At 54.2% G+C, this 24,915-nt stretch carries 18 protein-coding genes; 10 read left to right on the top strand and 8 right to left on the bottom strand.

Annotation, left to right across the window (positions count from 1 at the left end):
* Positions 1-112: 112 nt before the first annotated feature.
* Entirely contained in the window at positions 113-370 is a 258-nt protein-coding gene (locus tag K239x_RS17685; protein WP_145419543.1) for a DUF4404 family protein, read from the top strand.
* Positions 371-423: 53 nt separating this feature from the next.
* Here K239x_RS17685 and K239x_RS17680 read toward each other — a convergent pair whose 3' ends face one another.
* Together K239x_RS17680 and K239x_RS17675 are read right to left on the bottom strand one after the other, a co-directional pair.
* Entirely contained in the window at positions 424-3,684 is a 3,261-nt protein-coding gene (locus tag K239x_RS17680; RefSeq protein ID WP_419189103.1) for a protein kinase domain-containing protein, read from the bottom strand.
* Between the two features lie 23 nt (positions 3,685-3,707).
* Positions 3,708-5,033: a P-loop NTPase family protein gene (locus K239x_RS17675; RefSeq protein ID WP_145419541.1), complete on the bottom strand. Its 1,326-nt coding sequence runs from the start codon at positions 5,031-5,033 to the stop codon at positions 3,708-3,710.
* A gap of 305 nt (positions 5,034-5,338) precedes the next feature.
* Between K239x_RS17675 and K239x_RS17670 the strand changes: the two genes are divergently transcribed.
* The 3 genes from K239x_RS17670 (at position 5,339) to K239x_RS17660 (ending at position 10,212) form a co-directional block, all read left to right on the top strand.
* Complete coding sequence (locus K239x_RS17670; RefSeq protein ID WP_145419540.1) at positions 5,339-6,463, top strand: EAL domain-containing protein; 1,125 nt, start codon at positions 5,339-5,341, stop codon at positions 6,461-6,463.
* 288 nt (positions 6,464-6,751) lie between these two features.
* A complete protein-coding gene (locus K239x_RS17665; protein WP_145419539.1) occupies positions 6,752-8,845 on the top strand; it encodes a hypothetical protein in 2,094 nt (697 codons plus the stop codon).
* A 62-nt stretch (positions 8,846-8,907) separates the two neighbouring features.
* Entirely contained in the window at positions 8,908-10,212 is a 1,305-nt protein-coding gene (locus K239x_RS17660; protein WP_419189102.1) for a polysaccharide biosynthesis/export family protein, read from the top strand.
* 78 nt (positions 10,213-10,290) lie between these two features.
* On the opposite strand, the gene K239x_RS17655 is transcribed toward K239x_RS17660, so the two are convergent.
* Together K239x_RS17655 and K239x_RS17650 are read right to left on the bottom strand one after the other, a co-directional pair.
* Positions 10,291-10,944, bottom strand: coding sequence for a DUF533 domain-containing protein (locus K239x_RS17655; protein ID WP_145419538.1), 654 nt, complete (start codon positions 10,942-10,944; stop codon positions 10,291-10,293).
* Positions 10,945-11,075: 131 nt separating this feature from the next.
* Complete coding sequence (locus K239x_RS17650; RefSeq protein ID WP_145419537.1) at positions 11,076-11,990, bottom strand: beta-propeller domain-containing protein; 915 nt, start codon at positions 11,988-11,990, stop codon at positions 11,076-11,078.
* A 322-nt stretch (positions 11,991-12,312) separates the two neighbouring features.
* Here K239x_RS17650 and K239x_RS17645 point away from each other — a divergent pair, with 322 nt between their 5' ends.
* The 3 genes from K239x_RS17645 to K239x_RS17635 all read left to right on the top strand — a co-directional run bounded on the left by K239x_RS17645 (position 12,313) and on the right by K239x_RS17635 (position 17,074).
* Positions 12,313-14,040: a DUF1559 domain-containing protein gene (locus tag K239x_RS17645; RefSeq protein ID WP_145419536.1), complete on the top strand. Its 1,728-nt coding sequence runs from the start codon at positions 12,313-12,315 to the stop codon at positions 14,038-14,040.
* Between the two features lie 334 nt (positions 14,041-14,374).
* On the top strand, positions 14,375-15,409 hold the full coding sequence (locus K239x_RS17640; protein WP_145419535.1) for a hypothetical protein: 1,035 nt from the start codon (positions 14,375-14,377) through the stop codon (positions 15,407-15,409).
* A gap of 192 nt (positions 15,410-15,601) precedes the next feature.
* The gene (locus K239x_RS17635; RefSeq protein WP_419189101.1) at positions 15,602-17,074 is read left to right on the top strand and encodes a sulfatase family protein; all 1,473 of its coding nucleotides are present in this window, start codon (positions 15,602-15,604) and stop codon (positions 17,072-17,074) included.
* 106 nt (positions 17,075-17,180) lie between these two features.
* Here K239x_RS17635 and K239x_RS17630 read toward each other — a convergent pair whose 3' ends face one another.
* Together K239x_RS17630 and K239x_RS17625 are read right to left on the bottom strand one after the other, a co-directional pair.
* Positions 17,181-18,677 carry a sulfatase gene (locus K239x_RS17630; protein WP_145422424.1) on the bottom strand — a complete coding sequence of 499 codons (1,497 nt, stop codon included), beginning with the start codon at positions 18,675-18,677 and terminating at the stop codon, positions 17,181-17,183.
* Between the two features lie 55 nt (positions 18,678-18,732).
* Positions 18,733-20,235 carry a sulfatase family protein gene (locus K239x_RS17625; RefSeq protein ID WP_419189100.1) on the bottom strand — a complete coding sequence of 501 codons (1,503 nt, stop codon included), beginning with the start codon at positions 20,233-20,235 and terminating at the stop codon, positions 18,733-18,735.
* A 248-nt stretch (positions 20,236-20,483) separates the two neighbouring features.
* Between K239x_RS17625 and K239x_RS17620 the strand changes: the two genes are divergently transcribed.
* The 3 genes from K239x_RS17620 to K239x_RS17610 all read left to right on the top strand — a co-directional run bounded on the left by K239x_RS17620 (position 20,484) and on the right by K239x_RS17610 (position 24,028).
* Positions 20,484-21,506 carry an exo-alpha-sialidase gene (locus tag K239x_RS17620; RefSeq protein ID WP_419189099.1) on the top strand — a complete coding sequence of 341 codons (1,023 nt, stop codon included), beginning with the start codon at positions 20,484-20,486 and terminating at the stop codon, positions 21,504-21,506.
* Positions 21,503-22,633 (top strand): cellulase family glycosylhydrolase, encoded by a 1,131-nt coding sequence (locus K239x_RS17615; RefSeq protein WP_145419534.1) that lies wholly within the window; start codon positions 21,503-21,505, stop codon positions 22,631-22,633. The genes K239x_RS17620 and K239x_RS17615 overlap by 4 nt, the downstream gene beginning before the upstream one ends.
* 198 nt (positions 22,634-22,831) lie before the next feature.
* A complete protein-coding gene (locus tag K239x_RS17610) occupies positions 22,832-24,028 on the top strand; it encodes a Gfo/Idh/MocA family protein (protein WP_145419533.1) in 1,197 nt (398 codons plus the stop codon).
* Positions 24,029-24,264: 236 nt separating this feature from the next.
* On the opposite strand, the gene K239x_RS17605 is transcribed toward K239x_RS17610, so the two are convergent.
* Together K239x_RS17605 and tatA are read right to left on the bottom strand one after the other, a co-directional pair.
* Entirely contained in the window at positions 24,265-24,537 is a 273-nt protein-coding gene (locus K239x_RS17605) for a Sec-independent protein translocase subunit TatA/TatB (protein ID WP_145419532.1), read from the bottom strand.
* 2 nt (positions 24,538-24,539) lie between these two features.
* Entirely contained in the window at positions 24,540-24,749 is a 210-nt protein-coding gene (tatA, locus tag K239x_RS17600; RefSeq protein ID WP_145419531.1) for a twin-arginine translocase TatA/TatE family subunit, read from the bottom strand.
* Between the last annotated feature and the right edge of the window lie 166 nt (positions 24,750-24,915).

Below are 24,915 nucleotides of genomic sequence, written 5' to 3'. Positions count from 1 at the left end.
GGCACGCCGAGTGCTTGTAACAAAACGGAAATCGATTCCGTGTGTCGCGGAACAAGAAGTGCATTTAAGTCAGTCGATCAACCATCACCCTCGCAACAGTTAAGGCGAAGTCATGCAAGAGTCTCTCAAGAAAACACTGCAGCAACTTCATGAACAGTTGGCTGTCGTGGAACAACTGGATGATGCGGATCGCGAGCAGCTGGAAGCTGCCGTGCGTGAGATTCAAGACAGTCTGGACAAAGACGATGTGAAATCATCGGACTTGGCAAAACGCTTTTACGAAACCACCGAGCAGTTTACCAAGTCTCATCCTTGGCTCTCACGGACTGCAGGCCAGGTTGCCGATACGCTGTCGCAAATGGGGATCTAGCGTTTGCGATGATGGAGATGCAATCCGCGTAAGTCGCGTCGCCATCGCAGGTGCTAGTTGCGATGCGACCAATCGATGTCGCAGCGAGTCAGCAGACGATCGCTAACTTGCGAGTTACCGCCGGTTAGCGTCGAGAGCCTTGAAATGACATCGTCAATCTCGATCTGCTGCGCTTCGTGAATCAACATCGGTGGTGCTGAGTCGATCACGAGGCAGGTTAGTTGACCATCATGAAACGCTTCGATCTCCAATCGAAACGAATCGAGTTCGCGTTGACTACCGGCCACCAAAACAAGACGCTGTTGTCCGCCGCAACCGAGCAGTGTCGGACGCGCATCTTCGACAGCTTGCTTTAAACTCAAACGCGCCGCCTCGTCATCGCTCAAGTGTTCGTTTCCGTGTGGCACCGGATACTGCTTGTCCACAAAAGCCGAATCGTTTGACCAAGATTGGCTCAAGTCAATCGACTCGCTCATCGGTCCGGAAGACTGCGCAAGATCCAGATTACTGCCAGCAGCCATGCGATCGCGGATCAAAGGCCCGGCGATCTGGTTGATCGTTGCGACCAAAGTGGCGGGACTCTTGATGTGTTCTGTGGTCGAAATCAGATTGACCAACCATGGTTTGGCACAGCTAGTATGCAAGTCAATCAAGTACGGAGCAACTTGCCGTGCGACCGGTGTGCTAAACGTATCCCATGGATTGGAATTTTCAGTTTGATTGACGCCGGTGGATCGGATCGCCTGTGCCAGTAAAGTCGCTGCATCGGAAAGCCGTGATTCGACGACCGAGAGATGGTCGCACAGCGAACTTGCGCGAGCAGCTGCCAGACGTTTGGCGTGAGAATCCAAGAGTACTTCACCGACATGGCAAGCCAATTTGACTTTCGGGATCGAAGCGGCAGGGATTCCCAGCAACTCGGACGAGAGAACGATGTCTGCGTCCGAATCGTTCTTGCTGATTTTGGACTGATGCTGCAGCTTGCTTTCCCACTGGCGAATATTTCGAGTCAGCAGGCGAATCGTTTCGATTGCAGAGATGACATCGAGGCGTCCGACGCGCAAGTGATTTTTTAGCTCACGCGAAATCGTTCCAACGATCGACTGTATGTCCGATTCGGCATGCTCCAACTGGACATTGGATGCGAATTCGGCCTTAAGTGAATTGGTCACCAACGATGAGTTCGACAGCTCGTTGAGTGGTAGTTGGGTCAAGTGGTTCAGCAGCCGCTGTTGGCGAGACACTCGGTCAAGTCCGTAGGAATCCAGTGCGGCGGCAAAGAACGAATGGTGGTCGATGCTGCATCGTTCCTCGATCTTTTCGACCAAGGCTTTGGCGTTTGATTTTGCGTCAGACGGATTACCTAGCCAGCGTGCAAGTAACGTGCGAGTCGCAGCGGGCGCCAGAACCGTTTCCGCGAATGTCTCATTTCGGGCCAACGTAATGATGCCAACGGATCGCAACGCGGGTTTGCAATCGATCGAACTGGGGTCTTTACTGGGCTCCAGTCGAGCTGATTCCAATAGGTCGTGACCAATGGTGGCGTCGAACCAAAGGTAGTCGGAAATGGTCTTGTGCGGTTCCGGAGCGGTGGTCGATTCTCTTGCCGAAATCAAGTACACATTTCGAAGTGGCGACCGAGCAGCTGGCAGCGTCGGCAAATCCACATGCGTATCACCGGGATAGCTGTTGCCAGGTTTGCGGAAATGGTTCATTTCGCGAAGCGTTGCCAGCGAATCGTGCAATGACAATGGGTGCGACGGATCTACTTCCATCGATGACGTTGCAAGCAGCGACAGGATTGCAGTCTGTTCTAATCCGGCGTCGTCCAGCATTCGTCGAAGCACGTGGACAATGTCCAAATACATTCCGCCGCCGGTGCCGCCAGCGATCGATCCCACGACGTATACGCCCGGGATTTCTTCACCGCTGGATTTCTTCAAATTGTTGATTGCGTCCTGAATCGCTTCGCGGATCTTGTTCCAGTGATCCATCATCGCCAACCGGCCCAATGGTCGCATGCCTTCGGTGCAACCGCTGCGCGGAATGTTGTAGATCCAGCGACGCGACATGCTTCGCATGCTGGACATTCCCCCTTCGCGATACTCGTTGGCTGTACGAAGGGTCGTGGCAAGAGATCGAATCGTCGGGCGTTTTTCAGTTTCCTCAAAACGTCGCAGCGATCTTGCGGCGTCTTCGTGAGTGTCAATGAACACCGTGTGAAAAGCGGCCGTGTCAACTGAGTCAGCGTCTTCAAGTCGACAGAAAAGATCGTCTACGCACTGCGACCCCGTGCCTCCCAGAGCGATGACCAAGCACTGCCGGACGGCCTTTGATCCTGACCGCGAAGCATCGTCGCACTTGGTAGCATTTGGGTCGAGGGCTGGAAGGTCCTGGACGTTGGCTTCACCAATGCCGGCAACAAAAGACGCGCCCACCGTTTTGGTGTCACCGCTGTCAATCGCTGTGTCAGGCAAGGCACCCGTTTGAGTCGAACCGCGGGGGCGGGCCAACGCGTCGACAAATTCGCTGCATGATCCATAACGCCGATCAAACGATTTTTCTAAAGCGCGTGCCACCACCGGTCGATCGCTGGGGGGCAACGAAGTCAGGTTGGGTGCGTTGTGGACGTGCTGCGTCGCCAATTGTGCGATCGTGCGTCCTGTAAAGGGACGCGTTCCTGTCAGCAATTCCTGGTACATGACCGCCATGCTGTACTGGTCACTATTGACGCTGGGCTTGCCGTCAAATACTTCTGGCGGTGCATAGATGGGGGTCAATCCACCGACGACACTGCATTCGACGTCGCGAAGGTCTTTCAGCAATCCAAAGTCAGCGACTTTCACGCGGCCACCCACCATCAATAGATTGGCAGGTTTGATGTCCAGGTGCTGAAGTTTGTACAGTTGGTGGAGATAGTCCAGCGCATCGGCTACGTCACGCATGTAAGCGATCAGCAAGTCGCGCGAAATTCCACAGGAACCACGGTCGCGATTCTGACGTACGACGTCTTCTAGCGATCCGTCGGCAAGTTCCGTGACGACGACCAATTGATTGTCGACTGTCTCAAAACGTTCGAGTCCCAAGATGAAGGGGTGCTGCACACCCTTGATTCGTTCGAGCGACTTAAGCTCTTGCTCAGTTCGCTTCTCGCCGATGTTTCCATAGACGAACTTGATGGCCTTTTTCATGCCACCGGGTGCGGACGCGCGCCAGACTTCACCGTAACCGCCACGTCCGATTAGTTCTTCCAGAACATAACCTGTGATCGGTTCGTGACCTGCTGCGATCTTATTGCCAGTTGTCGTTTTCATGGTTGGTTCCCCCATAGGTCCTTCTACAGTTGGCTAAAGTAGCTGTCGCAAGCGCGGTCAAGAAACTCGGGGCGAATCGAAAGCGGAAGCTTGCGATATTTGCAGTAGTTGACAACTTGTGCCAAAAGGTCGCGTGGATGGCAGCGGCGCAGATTGCGACCGGTTTTTTCGTAGTAGGCCAGCATGTGTTCAGCGGCTTCGGGCGTGTCCGGAAAACCGGCTTGCTTTGCCACATGACGCATCAACTGTCGATATTCACTTGGCAACGGATCGTTGACATAGATCTTGTAAGGCACACGGCGCAAAAACGCTTCGTCCACCAACGTTTTGGGATCGATGTTCGTCGAAAACAAGATGAGCTGTTCAAAGGGAATGCAGATCTTTTTGCCGGTTGGCAGCGTTAGGTAGTCGCACTGGTTTTCGAGAGGCACAATCCAACGATTGAGCAGTTCTTCGGGAGCGATACGCTGACGGCCAAAGTCATCGATCAACAAAGCACCGCAATTGCTTTTCATTTGCAAAGGTGCTTCGCAGATGTTGGATCGTTGATCGTGGCGGACTTCCAGATTTTCCATGACCAATTCGCCGCCGACAACGACCGTTGGTCGCTGGATTCGAAGCCAACGACGATCCCATTCTTGAGCCTTCAGGATTTGGTCGCCTGTTTCGGGAACCGGCGCGGGCCGGTGAAAGGCATCGTCTTGAAGTTTGATCAAGTTGCCGTCATCTAAGATCGCGTGCGGAATCCAAATCTCTTGTCCCAAGCACTGGGTCAGGCACCTGGCGATCGTTGTTTTGCCATTCCCCGGAGGGCCGTACAAGAACATTCCCTGGTTGCTGTTGACGGCTGGTCCAAGCTGATCAAGCAGTTCTTCCTGGTAAGTGATCGATGTCAGAGCTTGGCGAAGTTGATCTTGATCGATGGGCTCGAATCCCGCCGACTGTGCTTCGACGCTCAACACGTAATCCGATAGGGGAACGGGCGCTGGACCAACGTAGCTGCACTGCTGCATGTGGGTCTGTGCGTGTCGCTGGCCGGCTTCGGTCAGCGAATAGTAGTAATCGTTGAAGGGAGCGGGACGCACGTGAGCAATCAGTTTGCGTGTTCGTGCCACGTCCAGCAGCGGTTCGACGACGCGATAGGGAAGTCCCATTCGCTCGGATGTATTGCGACCACTCAGCGTGCCGCCAAGCAAGATGGTCTTGAGCATCAAGCTTTCGATATACGCTTCCGTCAATCCTGTTTCTTCGATGCTGCCAGTTTCGGCAGGCCAAAACGAATCGTCCGTTAGCAGACTGCCAAGTAGGCCGGCATCAACGGAATGCGTTTCGTGCGTGAGAGTGGTCATAACGGTTGTGGTAAAGATGTTGGTTGCAAGAGCGCATACAGCACTCCAGTGGGATCGGTACGAACAAAGTTAGCTCAAAAATAAGCCTCGATTAGGAAACTCTGTCAGGAATGCCATTCTCGAAAATTTCGTACCTGGGCGTTCTTTTTCGTAAACGCGACGTAAGCTTGCGAGACTGGATCCAAATGCGCTCGAAAAATGCACGCACAAACAGATCCCACCTAAACACAACCGTGATTGACTCCGAGCCGCCCCCACTAGCTTCCTTATTCATGCGTCAATTAGGACGCCGATAGCAAGATCCCATGCAAATATCTGACAACGCATCACCTGCTAATCTTGACAGTCTCAACACTGACAAAGACGTTTGGTTTTTGTCGGGGGCCACTGAGCCGGACGATACGATCCGTCACTTGCCGATCGACAATTGCCCTTTCGTAGTCGGCCGAAATCATGGCTCTGCGCTTAAGTTGCGTTTCAAAACCGTCAGTGGTCAGCATGCCGCGATGTCTGTCGAAGACGGCTATCTCTTTTTGACCGATCTAAATAGCACCAACGGCACGTATGTCAACGGAACTCGAATCACCGGCCGCGTTGCGATCAATGAAGAAGACCTGATTCACTTTGCCGAAGCGCCGTTTCGCGTTCGACGTCAATCGCCCACGGGCCACGTCACGGGCACGATCGAAAAGAGCGTTTGCGATGAAGCTCTGGCTTTGGTTCAGTTTGATCGCCTGATGAGCGAGCGATTGGTTCGTCCACACTTTCAGCCCATTGTCAAAACCATTGACGCTCAGTCGATTGGATTCGAGATCCTGGGACGCGGCAGCGTGTTTGGGTTGGAATCGGTCGGAGCCATGTTTCACGCAGCCGAACAGCTGAATCTGGAAGTCGAATTGAGCCGCATGCTTCGCTGGGAAGGGATTCGGGTGGGCCGAGACTTGCCTGATTCGCCGATGTTGTTCGTCAATACGCACCCCAAGGAAATGGAAGACTGCAAAGGATTGATCGAATCATTGACCAACGTCAAAGCGATTTCGGGCAACGTTCAGTTGGTCTTGGAAATCCACGAAGCTGCCGTGACCGACCGGCACAATATGCGTGAATTGGCGTCGGCTCTGAAGGAACTTGATATCCGCCTAGCGTTTGATGATTTTGGTTCTGGCCAAGCACGACTGGCCGAGTTGATCGAATCGAAGCCGGACTACGTCAAATTTGACATCTCGTTGATTCGCGGTATCGATTCCGCTGACGAACAACGCCGGCGAATGATTAGCACGCTGGTGCAAATGGTGCGTGACTTAGGCGTCTTTGCGCTTGCTGAAGGCGTTGAGACTGTCGAAGAAGCCGAAACGTGCAAAGAAATCGGCTTCGATCTGGCACAAGGCTATTTCTTTGGCCGCCCATCGCCCGCTCAGTTTTCGCTGTAGAACCCAACGCGTGAAACACAAATCGCAGATCAGTTAACAAACGCACTTATCGATGCCGTTAGCGTGCATCGCCGCATGTCCAACTGGCAATCTTTAACGGTTGTGCCGGATCGTCGGGCAACCGCTAGTCGCAACGGTGCTGCTGATTGAGTTTGACCGTTCCCGCTGGACCGATCAATCCGATCAATACCACATGATGGGTCTGTACGGATCGTACGCGCCAACTACGTCATGAGATTAAGCATTCACAATGAAGTGCATGCAAAGCATCGATGCGCACGGAAGCCAATGATGATACGAGCTGATCAAAAGACATCTTCGCAAGCCAAACGGATGCGACGACGGGCAATTTTGGCCACGTTGTCCTGCTTGACCGCTTCATGCGTCGTCGTCGCCAGCAGCGCAACGCTTTATAGCGACACGCAGACGAACCCGTTCATCAATCGAAACAGTGTTTCGTCACCGCAGGCTAATGTGACCAATGCGCAAACGCTTCCGCAGCGAAATGCGTCAGCCGACAATCGAACGTCCCGCAATATCTTCACGACGACGAAAGAAAGCATTCCGACGAACCCGCTTTCCAGCTCCGCTGCCGGAGACATCCAGCAGAACGATCTGCTGGCAACGGTCAACACGCCAGTACAAGTATCCGATTTGCCAACGGCCCTGCCAGCACAGTCCAAAGCCGCGGCCGCCGACATCCCGCGACCGACACGCTTGCCGTCGATCGGAACCCAATCCAAACCCGCTAGAATCGCGGCTTCTGGAAAACGAAAAGCGCCGCAGCTGTTGCCGCAAGTCATAGTGCCAGCCACGAAGTCGGACCCGGCCGAAAAGCTTGCTGCTTCGAGCAAGAAGAAGTCTAAGCCGACGCCCGAGTTCGTTGCAAGCGACTACGTATTGCCCGAACTTGGCCCAGTCCATCCCGACCGCCCCGATTCGACAGAACCGAGTGATGCGGGAGGAGCCGCTTCCAACCTCCCGTCGGGTGTCGTGCTCAGTCCTCCGCAGATCAGTGGTGGCGGCACAATTGATCCAAAACGGCCGATTCGACCGGTCGAAGTAAAGCATCGCTCGGTCGTGTCCAATTCAACCGCAGCGACAACTCTGCCTGCCAAAGTCGCCGCTGCCCCAGTGATTGTTCGGGGAATGGCGATCGATGAAATCGCACGGCCACGTCACCGCGAATCACGAATCGCTCAGGCCCCACGGTCGATGAAGCGTTCTTTGCTCGAGCCTAGCCAAGAGATCACGGCAACGGCCGCGCGAAACTGGTTGCCATCGACCACCAGCACGTCCAGCCAACAAGACGCGAAGCGTTTCCTTGATCAAGCCATGACGGAGTATTCCCGTCACGCTTGGGCATCGGCCGAAGCATCGGCATGGACATCGCTTCGCTATTCGGCCGCTGCGATTGATATTGCGAATCGAAACGCATCGTTCGGTGGCAATCGTTCGGAATCGTCGGCGCTTGATGATTTGCAGTTGGCACGAAATGCAATTCGCGAATCACGTGATTTCGCGGGCAAGTATGGACAGCTTGACAATGACGCCGTGCGTCGAATTGTGCTTTCGCACACGACTGGCGTGCTAAAGAATCAGTCGCTTGCCAATGTGCCGCCGATGGATGCGACGGATCGATACCTCAACGAAGCACGCATCCGACTTTCAGGTCTTGCGAAATATCGCGTAGAAGCAGCCCAAGCCTTGGATCTTTTGGCCGCCATTCACTTGGGGCGCAATGAAGCAAAGCACTTGCCCAGCCAAACGGCATTGTGCTTGCGTCGTGCCGCTCTCCAAGGCCAACCCGGAAATGGATCCTTGGCAGCTCGTTTGGGGATGCATCTGGCTGCCGTGGGGCTGGACCGTGAAGCCAAATGGGCTTTGGAGCAAGCGGTTGTTTCGCAGCCAAGCAAAGAGGTTGTGCAGGCGTTGGACGTCGTGTCCAATCGCGCAGATGATCGAGCGTCCGCCATCCGCATGGTGGCTCAAATGCAAAGTCGACTTCCTGCCGGTTACGACCAGAATCGTGGACCCGTGCCGACAGTCGTGCAACTAACACCTCGGCAGTTTGCCGAAACGGCCAAACCACAGACGACGATCGCACCGGTTGACATCGCCACGCCACGCTCCATGCAGCTGACAGCAAGTTCGCTACCTAAGCGGCCGGTTCAGCAAACCGCGGCGATGCCCAGCAGTCCGTCTGACGAAAAAATCGCGTCCCAGCCCAGTAGTCAGGGCCAGCCATCGCGCGGAGAAACTGTGCCGACGCTTTTTGAAGACGACATCGAGGCACTTCCCGATGATCCGTCGTATTACAAAACGAAACGGCCTGAGTCGAAACTTCGAAAGATGATGAACAGCGTGCCCAAGCTCTGGTAGCCAACCAGCAGCGGCGTTGTGTGCGTGATGACAATCATAAACCATTTCAACTTTTGATCCTGATGATGTACCGTCCAAAAAAACAAACCACGATCAGTCGAAATTCACTTGCTCGATTCACAGGGATGCTGAGAATTGGCAAAGCTTCGCTCGCGATCGCCGGTGCGATAGCGACCGTGTGCTGCTTTGCTAACGTTGCATCAGCACAAACGAATCGGCAGGTCAGTCATCAGCAAACCGGTGGTTCGCTGGCGATGGCTGGTGCGATCCCCAGTGGGGAGCAACACTGCGGATGCCAAGTGATTCCAGGTGGGTATCCGTGCCAGGGGCCGTGCAAAAATTGCATCATGGGCGTGGATTGTGCGACCTGCTGTGGCGAAGAGGCTCGTTGGCGCGACATTCGGCCGATGCCGTTTAGCGAGTATGGCCCGGGGGGATATGCCGGACCGGCTCGATTCGCTCATTTGAGCACGTATCGATTGCGTCCGTCTGACCAGTTGCAAATCGTCTACTTGATTACTCGCCGGCAAAACACAGGTGAATACCGACTGACGCCGGGCGACCAGCTGATGATCGAATCCATTGCCGATGCGGATCTGCTCCGTGGGACGTTGGACCGTGGGCTGGAAATTCAACCTGATGGAACCATTTCCGTTCGTCTGCTTGGCCAAGTTCACGCGGGCGGTTTGACCGTCGCGCAGCTTCGCAAAGTGCTTGAAGATCGATACAAAGAATTTTATGAAGAACCAGCGATCGATGTGACTCCGGTCAAAACCAATACGCTGGCCGAAGACATTCGCAATGCGGTTGGCGGTCAAAGCGGTCTGCAGCAGCAAGCCGTTGACGTCACGGTCATGCCCGATGGCAACATTCGCCTGCCAGGCATTGGCGGCATGTGCATCCAGGGCTTGTCACTGATGGAATTGAAACGCGAAATCAATTTGCGTTACGCCGAAGTCGTGGTCGGATTGGAAGTCGAACCGATCTTGGTTGCCCAGGCTCCTCACTTCGTGCACGTGCTAGGACAAGTTGGCGATCCAAGTCGGATTCAACTTGATGGGCCAACGACGGTGCTCGGTGCGATCGCCGCGGCGGGCGGGCATTTACCCGGTGGCAATCTGCGACAAGTAGTCGTCATGCGTCGCGCCGAAGACTGGCGTTTGATTTCGACCATCCTTGATCTTCAGGGAGCGATCTACGGAAAACGTCCGACGCCAGCGGATGAAATCTGGATGCGTGACGGCGACGTGCTGATTGTTCCCGACAAGCCTATTCAGCGGTTTGATAACTTCGTGCAGCAGGTCTTTGTCAACGGAATCTATGGCGTGATTCCGCAGGGCATTTTCCAAATCGACGCTAGCCTATAGCCTAACGCAAACGGGCGTGCCAGAGAGACCTGACACGCCCGATGAACGACATGGAAGTTGCGAAGGAATCCTTCGCGACTAGTTCTCTTGGAAAATCTCCGGTGCACCGTACTTGCGGTGAATCTCGTTGCAGCGACTTGGCGCAAGTCGCAGGCCATGAGCTAGGTCACCCAAATACTGAGCCTCTTTTTGTTCGTCCAGATCGATCGCGATCACGGACATCGCGTACGCTTGTTCTTCCATGCCAAGCGGTACCGACCAAGCAAAATCACGCACGTCGGTTTTCGCTGCGAACTCTTTGCGCAGAAAATCGATTTCTTCCTGCGAGACATGGTCCATTCGCTTCAGGATCGCGTCCTGTTCGTCTTGGGTGATCTGCCCGTCGGATTTTGCGGCATTGACCATCGCACGAATCAGGACCATCGACTGCTCGTTGAGCGATTCTTGTTCGGGCGTGCGCTGAGGCGGAGGAGCTTGTCGCTGCGGAGCGGGTGCCTGACGCCGCTGAGAGTGATGGTTGTTGGAGACGTTCAGTAGGTCTTCCAAGCTTTTGGCTGCGTCACCGATTGTTTTGGGACGGCTGCGGCTTTGCGGTTGAGGGGCGCGGCGAGTCTGAGCCGGTGGCGAAGGTCGGCGGCCGCCGCCGAGCATGTCTTTCAAAATGTTTCCACCGGCGCTTCCCGAGCCAGCTTTCTTTCCTAACAAAGCACCCAAAACATCCATTGCATCCATCGAACTGACTTTCAAAAATAAGAAACCGGGCGGCGAAAATACAACCAATTCGCGACGTCAAAAAACACAGCTGAACAAATGATCTTAACGCATCGACGACACGTGCGTCCACGACCAAATCCAATCGCTACCTAACGTAGGGCTGGACCCTCAATTGGCTTTCCGTTGGTCGTCAGAATTTGAAAGTGGTGGGCACGATGCGGGCCTTCGTAGGTCCAGACGATTTCTTTCTCAGGCGTCACTTCAAATAGTTTGACACCAACTTTGGCGTGGTAGGCCGTGATGACTGTGTTCCCATTGGGCAAACGCTGTCCGCCGCACGCATCGTCAAATGGTTTGGTCTCCAGATCACTGTCGCGAATTTCCCAAACCACGTTTCCGTCGGGGGCCATCTCGACCGCTTTGTTTCCGTGGGTCAAACAAAACAGCGAATTGCCGTTTGGCAGACGGATCGCCGTGAATGGCCAATTTTCTGCAGCGCGGCCACCGAGCGATTCTCCGTCCGTGGCAAATACTTTCACGACTTTGCCGGCCGGGGTGTACTCTTTGACTTTGAACGCCAATAGGTGCGGGACCAAATAATTCCCGTTGGCAAGCTTACGAGCCATCCGCGTCTGCATGTGTGCATTCTTGGTTTCTGGCTTCAGCGGAAACTCAACTTTGGTCTGGCCGCTTTGATCGACTTCCAAGAGACGCGGTTTCTTGCCAAGTTCGGTGATCAGAGTATTGCCGTTTGGCAGTCGCTGAACGGTGCCGATCTCTTTATTGGGTTTGCCAAGCTTGTATTCGAAGACGACTTCTTTGGCAGGAGTCAGTTCTTGCACAATCTCTTTCCAAGCGATCAGTGCGTTGCCGTTCTCCAATATCCAGCCGTCGCGAGCACTTGCCCGTCCGCTGTCCCATTTTTCATTGCCCTCTTCGTCGATGATGCCCGTAAAAGTGGGGCCAGCGACAAAAAACGAATGGCGGATCGCATCGTCCGCTGCCACGATCGACCCGAGCGAGAGCACCGTGAAGAAAGCGGCGGTAGAGAGTTTAAGATTCATGTTGATGACGTTGTTCAAGGGAGATCAGAGTCAGCGAAGGCATCGACCAAGCGTGCTGCGGTCGTGCGGGTAACACAGCAGTTTATCACTTTGCGTCGTTCCGCGTGGCTCGGGCGGGAAAGCAGAGGCGAATGAAGAAATCGCCAAGCTTGGAAATCTACCTGGCCGGACGCCAGCACGGTCTCGCCCAGGCAGTTACAATTTTTTCTGCCTGCCATTTCGTGAAGACAGCGGTATTACGAAAATTGCTGTGGTTCGGTGCTCCATGATTTGTCTTTTCTCACCTGATGCCGACACACGTTGTTCTTAAGGATTCCAGTTGATGTTGTGTTGTACTCTGCCTGATCATCGTCGATCTCTTCTTTCGCGCTGCACCACTCTTTCGCGACTCGCCAGTTCAAAGGACACTGCTCTGAGTGATGCTGTCGTACGACCGCAGTGGAAAACCGCCTACTTGATTCTGTTGATCGCTGCATTGCTTTCGGCCAGCGTCGCCCAAAGCAGCGTTGCCCAGGACGGTGCCGCACGGAAGAAAATCGGTGACCAGTACATTCCCGTCGATGGAATTGCGGCGGGGGTACTTCAACCGGCAAAGCTGATGAGCTGTGAGGCGACCGCGCTTTATCCGCTGGAGATCGCCGAGGCATGGTGCTTGGATAACATCGGGTTTTCGCCCAGGATTTGCGACAGTGTTCGAGTCATCTCGGCAACTCCTGGCCCTAGCGGTCCCATGGCCGCCGTCATTGTCAAACTAAACCAACCGTTTGCCATCGGTGATCTGAATCCGCAATTGGTAAGAGCGGATGCGGTGACCGAAGTCGATGGGCTGAGTTGTTTGCCAATCAATGGACCACCGGGCGTGGTCGTCCATCAGCCGGATCCAAAAACGATCATCGTGGCGTCGACAAATTACTTGGAAACCTTGGTCGATGCTGCCGGTGGCGGACAACCTGGTCAGTTGGCGCAGTTGGCCAGCAACGTCAGCCACGACGGACATCTCGCGATTCTGCTGGCCATCGAGCCCGTGCGTCCGATGATCAACGGAATGCTGCAGGCGTTTGCCAATCAGTTACCGCCTCAGCTTGCACCGTTTACCGAGTTGCCGAATTTGCTGGACGCGATTTTGATCCGCATCAATCTGGATGATGACCAGCAAGGTGCTCAGTTGGCTTTTTTGGCAGTGGACGACGCTGCGGCAGACAAACTGGAAACGTTGTTGGCGGATGCCACGCAAATGGGCCGTGATATTGCGATGTCGCAAATCCAGCAAAACATCCGCGACCAAGGAGTCGTGCCGGATGCGACGCGAGCGTACGCGGACCGCATGGCCGATCGTATTACGACGATGCTGCGGCCCAAGCGAACCGGTCGACGGTTGGTTTTGTCAGCGTCACCGAGTCAAGGTTTGGCGGCTCAGGGCATGTTGGTCGCACTGCTGATGCCAGCGGTATCCCAAGCAAGATTTGCTGCACGTGGTCAACGCGCGAGGAACAATTTGAAGCAAATTGGTTTAGCGATGCACAACTATCACTCGGCGTATCGCAAACTTCCCGATGCCGTCAGCCGCGATGCTGATGGCAAGGCACTGCTTAGCTGGCGAGTTCACATCTTGCCGTTCATTGAACAACAAGCTCTGTACGAAGAATTTCATCTGGACGAACCGTGGGACAGCGAACATAACCTCAAGTTGATTCCTAAGATGCCTGACACCTACAAGCATGCTTCGATGAACACGCCGCCCGGACAAACGGTTTACCAAGTGCCAATGGGCGAAGGAACGATGTTTCATTCCGAAAAACCAACTCGTTTTCGTGACGTGTTGGACGGACTTTCAAACACCATCATGGTGGTCGAAACCAACGCCGATGCGGCCGTGCAGTGGACCAAGCCGGAAGATCTGAAGATCGATGCGGACAATCCCTCCAAGTCGATTGGCTTTTTAAACAATCAAGCCAGCGTGCTGTACGGTGACGGATCCGTCCAAAATATTTCCGAAAACGCTTCCGCCGCGGAGTGGTCAGCCAAGATCTCTCGAGCCGGACGCGATTGATTCGGCGGCCGAGTCAAACGCATCTTTGTGACCTCAAAAAACCGCGATGAACCCGGTCGGAGCCTTGCTGCGCAGAGCGGAATTTCACCGGTGTACTCTTCATCAGCAGTTTCGATGCGTTAACGGTTGTGCAGATTGTTGCGTTTGGATGGTCCCCGAGGGTTCTCCGTCATGCGCCGTCATTCGTTCAAGTACCGATTAATGGATCACAAATGTGTCGAATAGTCAGGTAGCACCCCCGCAACTGGCAAGGTTGTTGCCACCAGTTGAACCGCGATAAGGATGTCCGGTAGCAGGCGGAAACGATTTAGACATTCACATGGAAGTGATCGAGATGAAATTTACATTCACAAAGCGTTTGTTGGCTCTACTTGCGTTGGCATTTGTCGCACAAACGTCCAGCGCTGACACGGCATTCCAAGAATTGTTGGTTGGCGAAGCTGCTGATACGCATGTTTTCAGCCAAGCCGTTTCGGATGCTTCGCCTGCCGAAGTCCAATTGGTCAGTGCGACGGCTTTTCAAAACGAACCGTACGCTGACCAAAACATTGCGACCTTGGAATCGCGAATCGCATCGCTTGAATCGAATGCGTCGGGGCGACATTCGTGCCAGCCAAACGTGGTTCCATCGACTCGCGTGTCGACCAACTGCATTGGCTGTCCTGTTAACTACGCCGGATTCGATTTTGCGATTTTGAAACCGAACGTGGGTGCAATCAGCGGAGCGATTCCTCCTTTGGCGATCGCAGGCAGCGTCACGTCGACGATGGACTTTGACTTGGCACCGCGAGTGTATTTTGGACGGGAACGCGCGGACGGTTTGGGTTTTCGCGCGACGTACTTCAATTTTGACGACACGTCGGACCCTTCGGATCTGGGCGTCGAAACTGGCCTGGAACTACACACGCTGGATTTGGAAGTCACCAGCCGTTTGAAGTTCTGTGGCAGTGATTTGCTGCTTTCGACCGGATTTCGATACGCCGATGTCAATCAAAGCTATGAACTGCCCGGACTTGGCAGCTTGGAATTCGACTCCGATGGTGCCGGGCTAACAGTCGGTGGTCGTTACACCCGCAGCCTTGGGCAGACCGCCTGGGATCTATCAGTCAGCGGACGCGCTAGCCTGTTGCTTACGGACAATGAACTTGCGATTCCAGGTCTCGTTTCCGTCGTAGCCGAAGAAAGCACCATGAAGATTTGGGAAGCCAAAGTTGGTGTCAGTCGCAGCCGCGAACTTGCCAGTGGAGCTTTGTTTGTATCGGAGTTCGCCTTTGAAACTCAGAACTGGGATGCTGCTGCAATTGCGGGCATCATCGGCAACGAATTTTCGCTCTATGGCCCAACGTTCCGGTTCGGTATCAATCGCTAAGAGATAGCGGATTCGATTCACAAAAAGCTTGCTCAGCGTTAGACGGACGTTGGGCAAGCTTTTTTTCTATTCGAACAAGCGATCATTGCTTCGGAGCAACTGGCGAGGATAGTTTTGGTTCAGCTTCCAAGCGGCCGATCTGGGGTGCGATACAATGCCGGCGTCCTATTCCGTTTTTCCGGGAAGCTATTTATGAACCAACGTCAACGACTTCGTCCTCTGGCATCGTCATTCGCTGTCTGTCTATTGGCGATGGCTACGACTCTAGTAGCGGCAGAGAAGCCCAACTTAGTGTTTATCATCGCTGATGACTGCACCTTTGATGATTTTGGTTGTTACGGTGGTCAGGCTCATACGCCCAACATCGACAAGCTGGCCACCGAAGGCATGCAGTTTATGAAGTGCTTTCAAGCGGCACCGATGTGTTCGCCGACTCGGCACAATATCTACACAGGTCTCTATCCTGTGAAATCCGGTGCCTATCCGAATCACACGTTTGCCAAAAATGGCATCCAGAGCATTGTCCACTACCTTCAACCGCTCGGGTATCGCGTCGCGTTGTCGGGCAAAACGCACATCGGGCCCAAGGAGGCGTTTCCGTTTGAGTATTCGGTGGATAAGAAGAATCCCGATCTGGATGCGGTGAGCGACTTGATGGAGCAAAGCAAGCAGTCGGAAACTCCGTTTTGTTTGTTCGCGTGTTCCAACGAACCGCATACGCCTTGGGACAAAGGCGATGCATCAAAGTACCCGCCTGCCGAAATTAAATTGCCGCCCTACATCGTCGATACTCCGGTCGTTCGCGACAACTTCAGTCGCTACTTGGCAGAGATCACCTATTACGATGATCAAGTCGGTCAGATTCTGCACTTGCTGGATCAGCACAATCTGAAAGACAACACGCTGGTAATGGTTGTGTCGGAACAAGGCAATTCGTTTCCGTTCGCAAAATGGACTTGTTACGGCCATGGACTTCAATCCGCCATGATCGTTCGCTGGCCCGGTAAAGTGGCAGCGGGGGCGACGACCGACGCGATCGTGGAGTACACGGATATCACGCCGACGTTTGTCCAAGCGGCTGGCGGCAAACCAAGTGATCTCTTGGATGGGAAAAGCTTTGTCGATGTGCTAATGGGAAAGACCACGACACACAAGTCGTTTGCGTTTGGCGAAATGACAACGCGTGGGATCATCAATGGAAGTGATGCGTATGCAATCCGTACCGTGCGTGACGCGCGCTACCGCTTGGTGTGGAATCTTAATCACGAAAGTAAATTTACAAACGCTTGCACAAAAGCGGACTACTTTCAGTCCATGGTGGCCAAAGCATCGGGAGGCGACAAGAACGCCAAAATGCTTGTCGATCGCTACCACTATCGCCCTGAGTTTGAGCTGTTCGATTGCGAAGCCGATCCGATGGAAATGAACAATCTGGCCAGTGACCCCGCTCACAAGGAAACTCTCGTACGCCTGAAAGTCGAACTCGATCGTTGGATGGATCAGCAAGGAGACATCGGCCTAGAAACCGAGCTCGATGCACTTTCGCGGCAAAGTAAGTATCGGTCGATGACGCGAAAGGAAGCTGTCGAAGCTTGGCGCACGAAAGGTAACGGTTCTCGGAAGCCCGCGAAACGCAAGCTTAAGAAAAACAAAGCAAGCAAGTGACGCCGCCAGCGTGGTTCGATTCCTGCACCAGCGTACCGCGATTTGCATCGCGGTTTGCAACGCCAAAATCATTGGCAGAGCCGTAGCTGGTGATGCAGGCCAAGGTTTATTCGGCACGCCATGGACTTGGCCCATCCGGTTTGGCCTGCAAAAACTCGGCGTCGACTTCTTTGTACCAAGCGTGCAGCTTTGATTTGAGTTCGTCGACTCGTTCCGGATCTTTTTGAGCAAGATCGACACTTTCGCCGATGTCACTTGCCAAGTTGTAGAGTTGCGTTCGTCCATCCTCGAATCGCTCGATCAGTTTCCAATCTCCTTGGCGAATGGCTGCTCCGGGGAAACCGCCTTGGTTGCTGTAATGCGGATAATGCCAATACAGTTCTTCGCGCTCCCATTTGGATTCTTGTTTCAAAAGTGGCACCAAGCTTTTGCCATCCACGGCGTCATGTTTGATGTTGGACAATTCCAGCAGCGTCGGAAAGAAATCGATGCTCATGACGGGAACTTCGCACGTAGTGGACGCTTGAGTCACGCCAGGAGCGCGGATCAAAAACGCTTCGCGAATTCCGCCTTCGTAAATCCAACCTTTGCCTCCGCGTAAAGGCAAATTGCTGGTCGGCGAGCCTTCCGAAGTCGACAGCCCGCCGTTGTCGCTGGTCAAACAAACGATCGTGTTGTCAGCAATGCCTTGTTCTTCCAGTGCGTTGATGACTTTGCCGACTGCGTTGTCCACCGATTCGACCATGGCAGCGTAGATCGCGTGAGACTGAACGACGCGAACACGGCGAGGTTTTTTTGAATTCTGCCAAACCTGTTCCTCGTCAGCAAACGTGCCTTCGTCGGACAGGTCCATTTTTGTTAGCTTGTCGCGGTACTTTTGTACCAGTTTCTTCGGCGCCATCAGCGGCGTATGCACACTGTAGAAAGCCAGGTACGCCATGAAAGGTTGATCTTTGCTTTCCCGAATGAAGTTGACGGTTTCGTCGGCAAGTCGTGCCGTCAAATGCTCGCCCTTGGGGCCATCGCCTAAACGGGGATTCCCGTACGGCGAAAAGTACTTGCCGCCTTTGTACGGGCCACCGGCATTGTGCCCCGCTTTGTTGACGTCGAATCCCTGCTTGGTCGGCCAGAATTCCTCCGTTGGCCCCAGGTGCCATTTGCCTGCGAAAAAGGTTCGGTAGTCTTTGGTTTTCAAGGCTTCGGCCAGCGTGATTTCTTCCAATGCCATCCGGTCGACCAGTTTGCCCGGAAGAAATTTTCCAGGACGACGACCGGCAAAGAAGTTGGTCGCCTTCACGCGGCTTGGCCAACGTCCCGTCATGATGCTGTAGCGAGTCGGGGAGCAGACCGGATTGGCGGCATAGCCATTGGTGAAACGCATTCCCGACGCTGCCAATCGGTCGATGTGCGGCGTTTCGTAAAACGTGTCGGGGTTGTTCGCTCCGATGTCCATGTAGCCCAAGTCATCGACCAGGATAAAGACGATGTTCGGCTGGGCGGCATCGACGGTCGTAGTACCTGATACCAAGGTCAATGACACCAGGGCCAGCGATATCAAGACGCGAGGTCCAAGCGTCGAAAGCGTGTTTCGGAAATTCAGCATGTGATAGGTATTTGTCGTAAGAGTGGCAAGCTTCATTTGCGATCTTCTGATTCGATTAGCGGCTCCGCCCGTTGTCACGGATTTCGCTTAGCTTTTGTTGCAACTGTCGAACCAGATCGGGGTGATCATGATAGACATTTTTTGTTTCGCCCAGATCATTTGCCAGGTTGTAGAGTTGACCGGCTGGATCGCTGGGCCCCGCCTTGATTCGTTTGGGATGTGAAAATCCGCTGGACCCAAGACCGTCGATCAATTTCCAGGCTCCTTGCCGAATCGTCATCAATGGTCCTCCGGACCGGATCACCATGTGTTGGCGAATCGGGGCGTCTTCGGGCTGCTGGCCGGTGAGAACAGGCCAGAAACTGAAACTGTCTGGCCCGTCGTCAAGTGCCAGGTCCGCGCCGGTCATGTCGGCAAACGTCGCTAAGAAATCGGTAAAGCAAACCATCTGGTCCGTCGTCGTGTTTGCTTTTACTTTGCCCGGCCAACTTGCGATCATCGGCATCCGATGTCCGCATTCCCATGCATCGGCTTTCATGCCTCGCAATCCGCCGGACGAATCATGGCCCAATCGCTGGACGTCATTTTCGTACCATACGGGCCCGTTGTCCGACGAAAACAGCACCAACGTATTGTCTCTCATGCCGGTTTCGTCCATGGCTTTGAGCACGCGACCGATCATCGAATCGACCATCATTAAAAAATCACCGTACATCCCGGCGCCGCTTTTACCGTTGAATGGTTCCGATGGCAGCCAAGGTGTATGGGGAGCCGGATACGCCAGGTACATCATCAGCGGCTCACCTGTGGGTTGCTTGTGATGTTGATTGATCACATTGATCGCTTCGTCCGTGAAGCGTGGCAACACGTCAGCCAATTGCAAGTCGGGCGCGATTCCTCCGGCTCGCCAAAACTCACCTTGGATCGGTGACCAGCCTTGCGTGCTGTTCGCTTCGATGGCGTCGGTCGGCGGTGCGACCGCTTTGCGATTGCGAATGTAAAAGTACGGCGGGATGTCGGTTGAGGCGCGGATGCCAAAGAAGCTGTCAAAGCCTCGATCAACTGGGCCCCCGGTCAGCGGTTTCTCGTATCCGCCTGATTCGTCAAACCCAAGGTGCCACTTGCCCACCATCGAGGTTCGGTAGCCTTGGCTTTTCAGCAGCGATGCGATCGTCATTTGCCCCGCGTCGATGACCGGTTCTTTGTTCCATCGTCCGCAATTGGTGCGAAACGGATAGCGTCCCGTCATCAATCCGTACCGCGACATGTGGCAAAGGGGGCCCGGCGCATGCGCGTCCGTGAATTTCATGCCGGCAGCAGCCAGCGAATCAATGTTGGGCGTTGCGATCTTGGATTCAGGATTAAAACAACCTGGGTCGCCGTATCCCATGTCGTCCACCAAGATGATCACGATGTTTGGTCGTTCGGTTGCCAAAGCTGAATTGCTACCGACGCAGATGCTGACCAAGATTGCCGCGGCGATATGCAACGGTGCAAACGGACGAGCTTTCCCAAAATTTGTGGCACTGAACCGTGACATCTGCTTCTCAACTTTCATGCTGTGGTGGCGTAGGGTGATGCGCGGTCATGCGGGGGCATACAGCTGAACAAGTTGCAAACGGACCAAACGCACCGCCCAACTCGGATGTTTGCGGGAACGTTTGACCATGTGGTGATCGCATGCTGCTTGGTCGTGTTTTTAACGAAAAAAGGCTTCGCAGACCCACCGCACTGCACACAGAAGATACTCTTAATCGCCCTGCTATGCCGTCGTTACTCGCTAAAACAAGAAACGCAAATCTGAAGATGCTGAACTACAAAATGAAAAACTTGGTCTGGATTGTCACGTTACTTTCACTGCCGGCCGTTGTGCACGCGGACAACACGGCGTCAAAGCCTGTGCTCGTCAGTCACCAGTGCATTTGGAACGAAGCACCGCACAACGCGTTTACTGATCTCGTCCGCTTCGATGATCGCTGGTACTGCGTTTTTCGCGAAGGTTCCAAGCATGTTTCCAAAGACGGTGCGTTACGCGTGCTGACGTCGACCCATGGTGACCGGTGGAGTTCGGCGGCGCTGATCACATCGAAGGACTCGGATTTGCGTGATGCCAAAATCACGGTCACCCCCGAGGGGCGACTGATGCTTTTGGGGGCTGAAGCGATCGATTCGCCCGCTGGACGACAACACCAATCGTTGGTTTGGTTCTCTGAGAACGGAACCGACTGGAGCGACAAACGCAAAGTGGGGGATGTCGACAATTGGCTTTGGCGAACGACTTGGCATCGCAACAAGGTCTATGGCTTTGGTTATGACACCGGCAAAGGACGAGGCCTGAAATTCTACGGCAGTGCCGACGGAAAGTCGTTCGAGAGACTGATCGCCAAAGTGAATGTCGAAGGCACCTATCCCAACGAGACGTCGATGGCATTTCTGGATGACGACACCGCGTACTGTTTGTTGCGGCAAGACGGCGAACCCAAACAAGGTTACCTCGGAAAGTCGCGGCCTCCCTACAAACAGTGGCACTGGACCAAGCTCAACATCCGAATCGGTGGGCCGGATATGATTCAGCTGCCCGATGATCGCATCATGGCGGCGGTTCGGCTCTACGACAAACCGGTCCGCACGTCATTGTGCTGGCTGGATCTTGAGCAGGGGACGCTCACCGAAGCACTCAAGTTGCCTTCGGGCGGCGATACGAGTTACGCAGGAATGGTTTGGCACGACGACATGCTGTGGGTCAGCTATTACTCCTCGCATGAGGGAAAAACGAGTATCTACTTGGCGAAAGTTCGATTCGATTCCGATCATGGTGACAAGAAATGATTCATCACACCGGCCCGTTGGTCAGCTGGCGAGTTGGCCTCTGTCTGCTGATGGCTCTGCTATCGCGAGTCGCAACTGCCGATGTCATGCCGTTGATCAAAGTCAGCGCTGATCGTAGCCATTTTGAACTCGAATCAAGCGGCGATCGTTTTGTCGTTTGGGGGGTGAACTACGATCACGACCAAACCGGTCGGCTGCTGGATGAGTATTGGATCGACGAATGGCCGAAGGTTGTCGAAGACTTTGGCGAAATCAAACAGCTTGGTGCGAACTGTGTCCGGATCCATCTGCAGCTCGGCAAGTTTCTACATAGCCCTCAGGAACCGAATCAAGCGGCGCTCGCGCAGTTGTCCAAACTTGTTCAGCTCGCTGAGACGACGGGACTGTATTTGGATATCACCGGTCTGGCGTGCTACCACAAGCAGAATATCCCGGATTGGTTGGACCAGCTAAGCGAGCAAGATCGGTGGAAAGCTCAAGCAGTGTTTTGGGAGAGTGTCGCGAAAACGTGTCGCCATAGTCCGGCGGTTTTTTGTTACGACCTAATGAATGAGCCGATCTTGCCCGGAAAGAAGCCAACGACGGAGTGGCTTGGCGGCAAATTGGACGGGAAGTTTTTTGTTCAACGCATTGCCTTGGATCTTCGCGGCCGCGAACGTGCCGAAGTTGCCAAAGCTTGGGTCGACCAAATGGTGGACGCCATTCGCAAACACGATCAACGCCATCTCGTCACGGTAGGAGTGATTCCCTGGGTTTACGTTTTTGGCGGCGGAAAACCACTGTTTCACTCGGCAGCGGTGGGCGAACGATTGGATTTTGTTGCCGTTCATTTTTATCCCAAGAAAGGCGAAGTGCAAAATGCAATTACGGCACTGCGGGCTTATCAGATCGGTAAACCGTTGATCGTCGAAGAAATGTTTCCGCTCGCGTGTAGCCAAGATGAACTTGCAGAGTTTGTCGATCAGTCAGCGGAGTTCGTCGATGGTTGGGTCAGCTTTTACTGGGGAGCTACCGCTGCGGATTTGCACGCGAAGAAGGATCGCACGATTGCCGACGCGATCACGGCGAAATGGCTGGATAGATTTCGTGCGATGTCGATTGAGCGGACGACGACTGAACAGAAGTAAACGTGTGAATGCAGGAGGCGATTTGGTATTGGAGTGCATTGCTGAGTGCATCACTCCATGCGAGCCATCGATTGCAACGTGCCCGTTCGCAGTCGTCTACAATGCTGGCCCAACCTTTCTATCGACCATGAAACCGCGCTGGTGACTTGATTCACACGCGTCGCGACATGGTTCCCGCCTCGATCAGGAGATTCCACCGTGTCAGAATCCTCGTCACGCCGTTCATTTATCAAGAGTGTGGCCATTGGTGGTGGTGCTCTGGCGTCAGCTTCCTCAGGATGGGCCGACGACAAACCGAACATTCAGGGGTTTGAAGAAGGCAAGGTCGAAACTGCCGCCAAGCCATGGACGCCGACTTCGAATCGCAAAATTCGGATGGGGATTGTGGGCTACGGAGTTTGCCGATTTGGCGCACAGTTTTCTCTCCAGCACCATCCCAATGTCGAAGTCGTTGCAGTCAGCGACTTGTTTCCGGATCGTTGCGATGCATTGGCAAAAGCGTGCAAGTGCGAAAAGACCTATCCTTCGCTGGAAGAGATGGTCAAAGACGATTCGATCGAAGCCATCTTTGTGGCAACGGACGCACCCAGCCACTGTCGCCACGTCATCGAAGTCCTCCGGCACGGCAAACATGCTGCGTGCGCTGTTCCCGCGGTGTTTGGATCGTTGGAAGAAGCGGGGCGACTGTTTGAAGCCGTCAATGATTCCGGTCTGATTTACATGCTTTTTGAAACTTCGTGCTACCACAGCGACGTGTACGCGATGCGGCAGATATACCGCGCGGGCGGATTTGGGAAATTGGTTTACAGCGAAGGCGAGTACTATCACTACTCGCTGTCGCAAATCGCGTCTTACAAAAACTGGCGCGTCGGTCTGCCACCTCAGTGGTATCCGACGCATTCCAATGGCTACTACGTCGGCGTCACTGGCGAGAGCTTTACCGAGGTCTCTTGCATGGCGATGCCAAGTAAGCTGGAGCCTTATCAACCAGGAAAGAATCGATACGACAATCCGTTTGGAACCGAAATCGCACTCTTGCGCACCAGCGAAGGCGGTACGGCTCGGATGGGCGTCAGCTGGGATACCGCGGGTTACGGCGGCGAAATCGGTCGCGTTCGCGGTGAGCGCGGTTCGATGATCGGCATGAAATACCAGGGCTTGGAAAAGTCGCTTCCCAATCTGCAGCGCCCATCGTTGCCGCCCGGTGTCAAACCCGGTGGGCATGGCGGGTCACATGGCTATCTAGGAAACGAATTTGTAATGTCGATCCTCGAAAACCGTCAGCCGTTGGTTGGTATCAAACAGGCGTTAGACATGACGGTAGCGGGTGTGGTCGCCCATCAGTCGGCACTCAAGGGCGGCGAGCTGCTCAAGATTCCCCAGTACACGGCATGATCGTGCGCTGCGTGCCAAGTACCGATAGGCAGTACACGGGATGACAGCACAGATGCACTTGCCGCAGCGTTTGGCTTCGACTGCATTTGACGCCAGCGGCCAAACGCGGGGTTGGTCGCTGCATCAGCCGTGTGAGGGAAATGATCAACAGCCCGGTAGCTACGGTACTCGCATGCTAAACGGGCTTAAGTCCAAACGGCTCAGTCGGCCAACGCAAAGCTAATTTGGACGATGCGCTAGCTTGGTGGAGTGAACTTGGGAGCCGATGGCTCGGCCGGTTCGTCTTCGTCGTCATCGGCGGGACTATTCTTGGGAGCGTCGTCCATCGTCAGCGCCTGCTTGGCTTCGTACTCGGCCACGCGGAACTGTTGTTGGACTTCGTTTAACCCTCGACGAAACTCGCGATAACTGCCACCTAACTTTCGGGCGACTTCGGGAAGATTTCCGCCGAAGAGAACGACGGCGATGATCCCGATCACCATGGCTTCAAATGGTCCGAATCCGAACATTTTTATGTGTTCTCGCTGGGAGGACCAGCGGAATCTTCGTCGTCGAGCGATTCGCTCATGCCCGCTTTGAACTCGTTAGCACTACGGCCAAGATTTCGCATCAGGCTGGGAAGCTTGGCACCGCCAAACAACAACAATGCCAAGAACAAGACGATCAGCATCTCCGGCATGCCGGGAAAACCAAACGCTAACATCAATGCACTCATACTCATAGCTTCGCTCCGCAAAAGAGGCTCAAAATTTGAGGACCCTCACGTGCACTTACGGCGAAAGCGGGTAGGTCGATCAGACGTAAAACGTACTGATCACCTCCTGGACCGATGTGTCGGGGGTGACGTTTACTTAATGACAGAACGATGGAAAGGATCCATCGAACTC

Origin of the sequence: Stieleria marina (assembly GCA_007741555.1) — a bacterium.
Lineage (GTDB): Bacteria > Planctomycetota > Planctomycetia > Pirellulales > Pirellulaceae > K23-9.
Note: the sequence above shows the minus strand (reverse complement) of the source record. Positions and strands in the feature narration are given on the sequence as shown.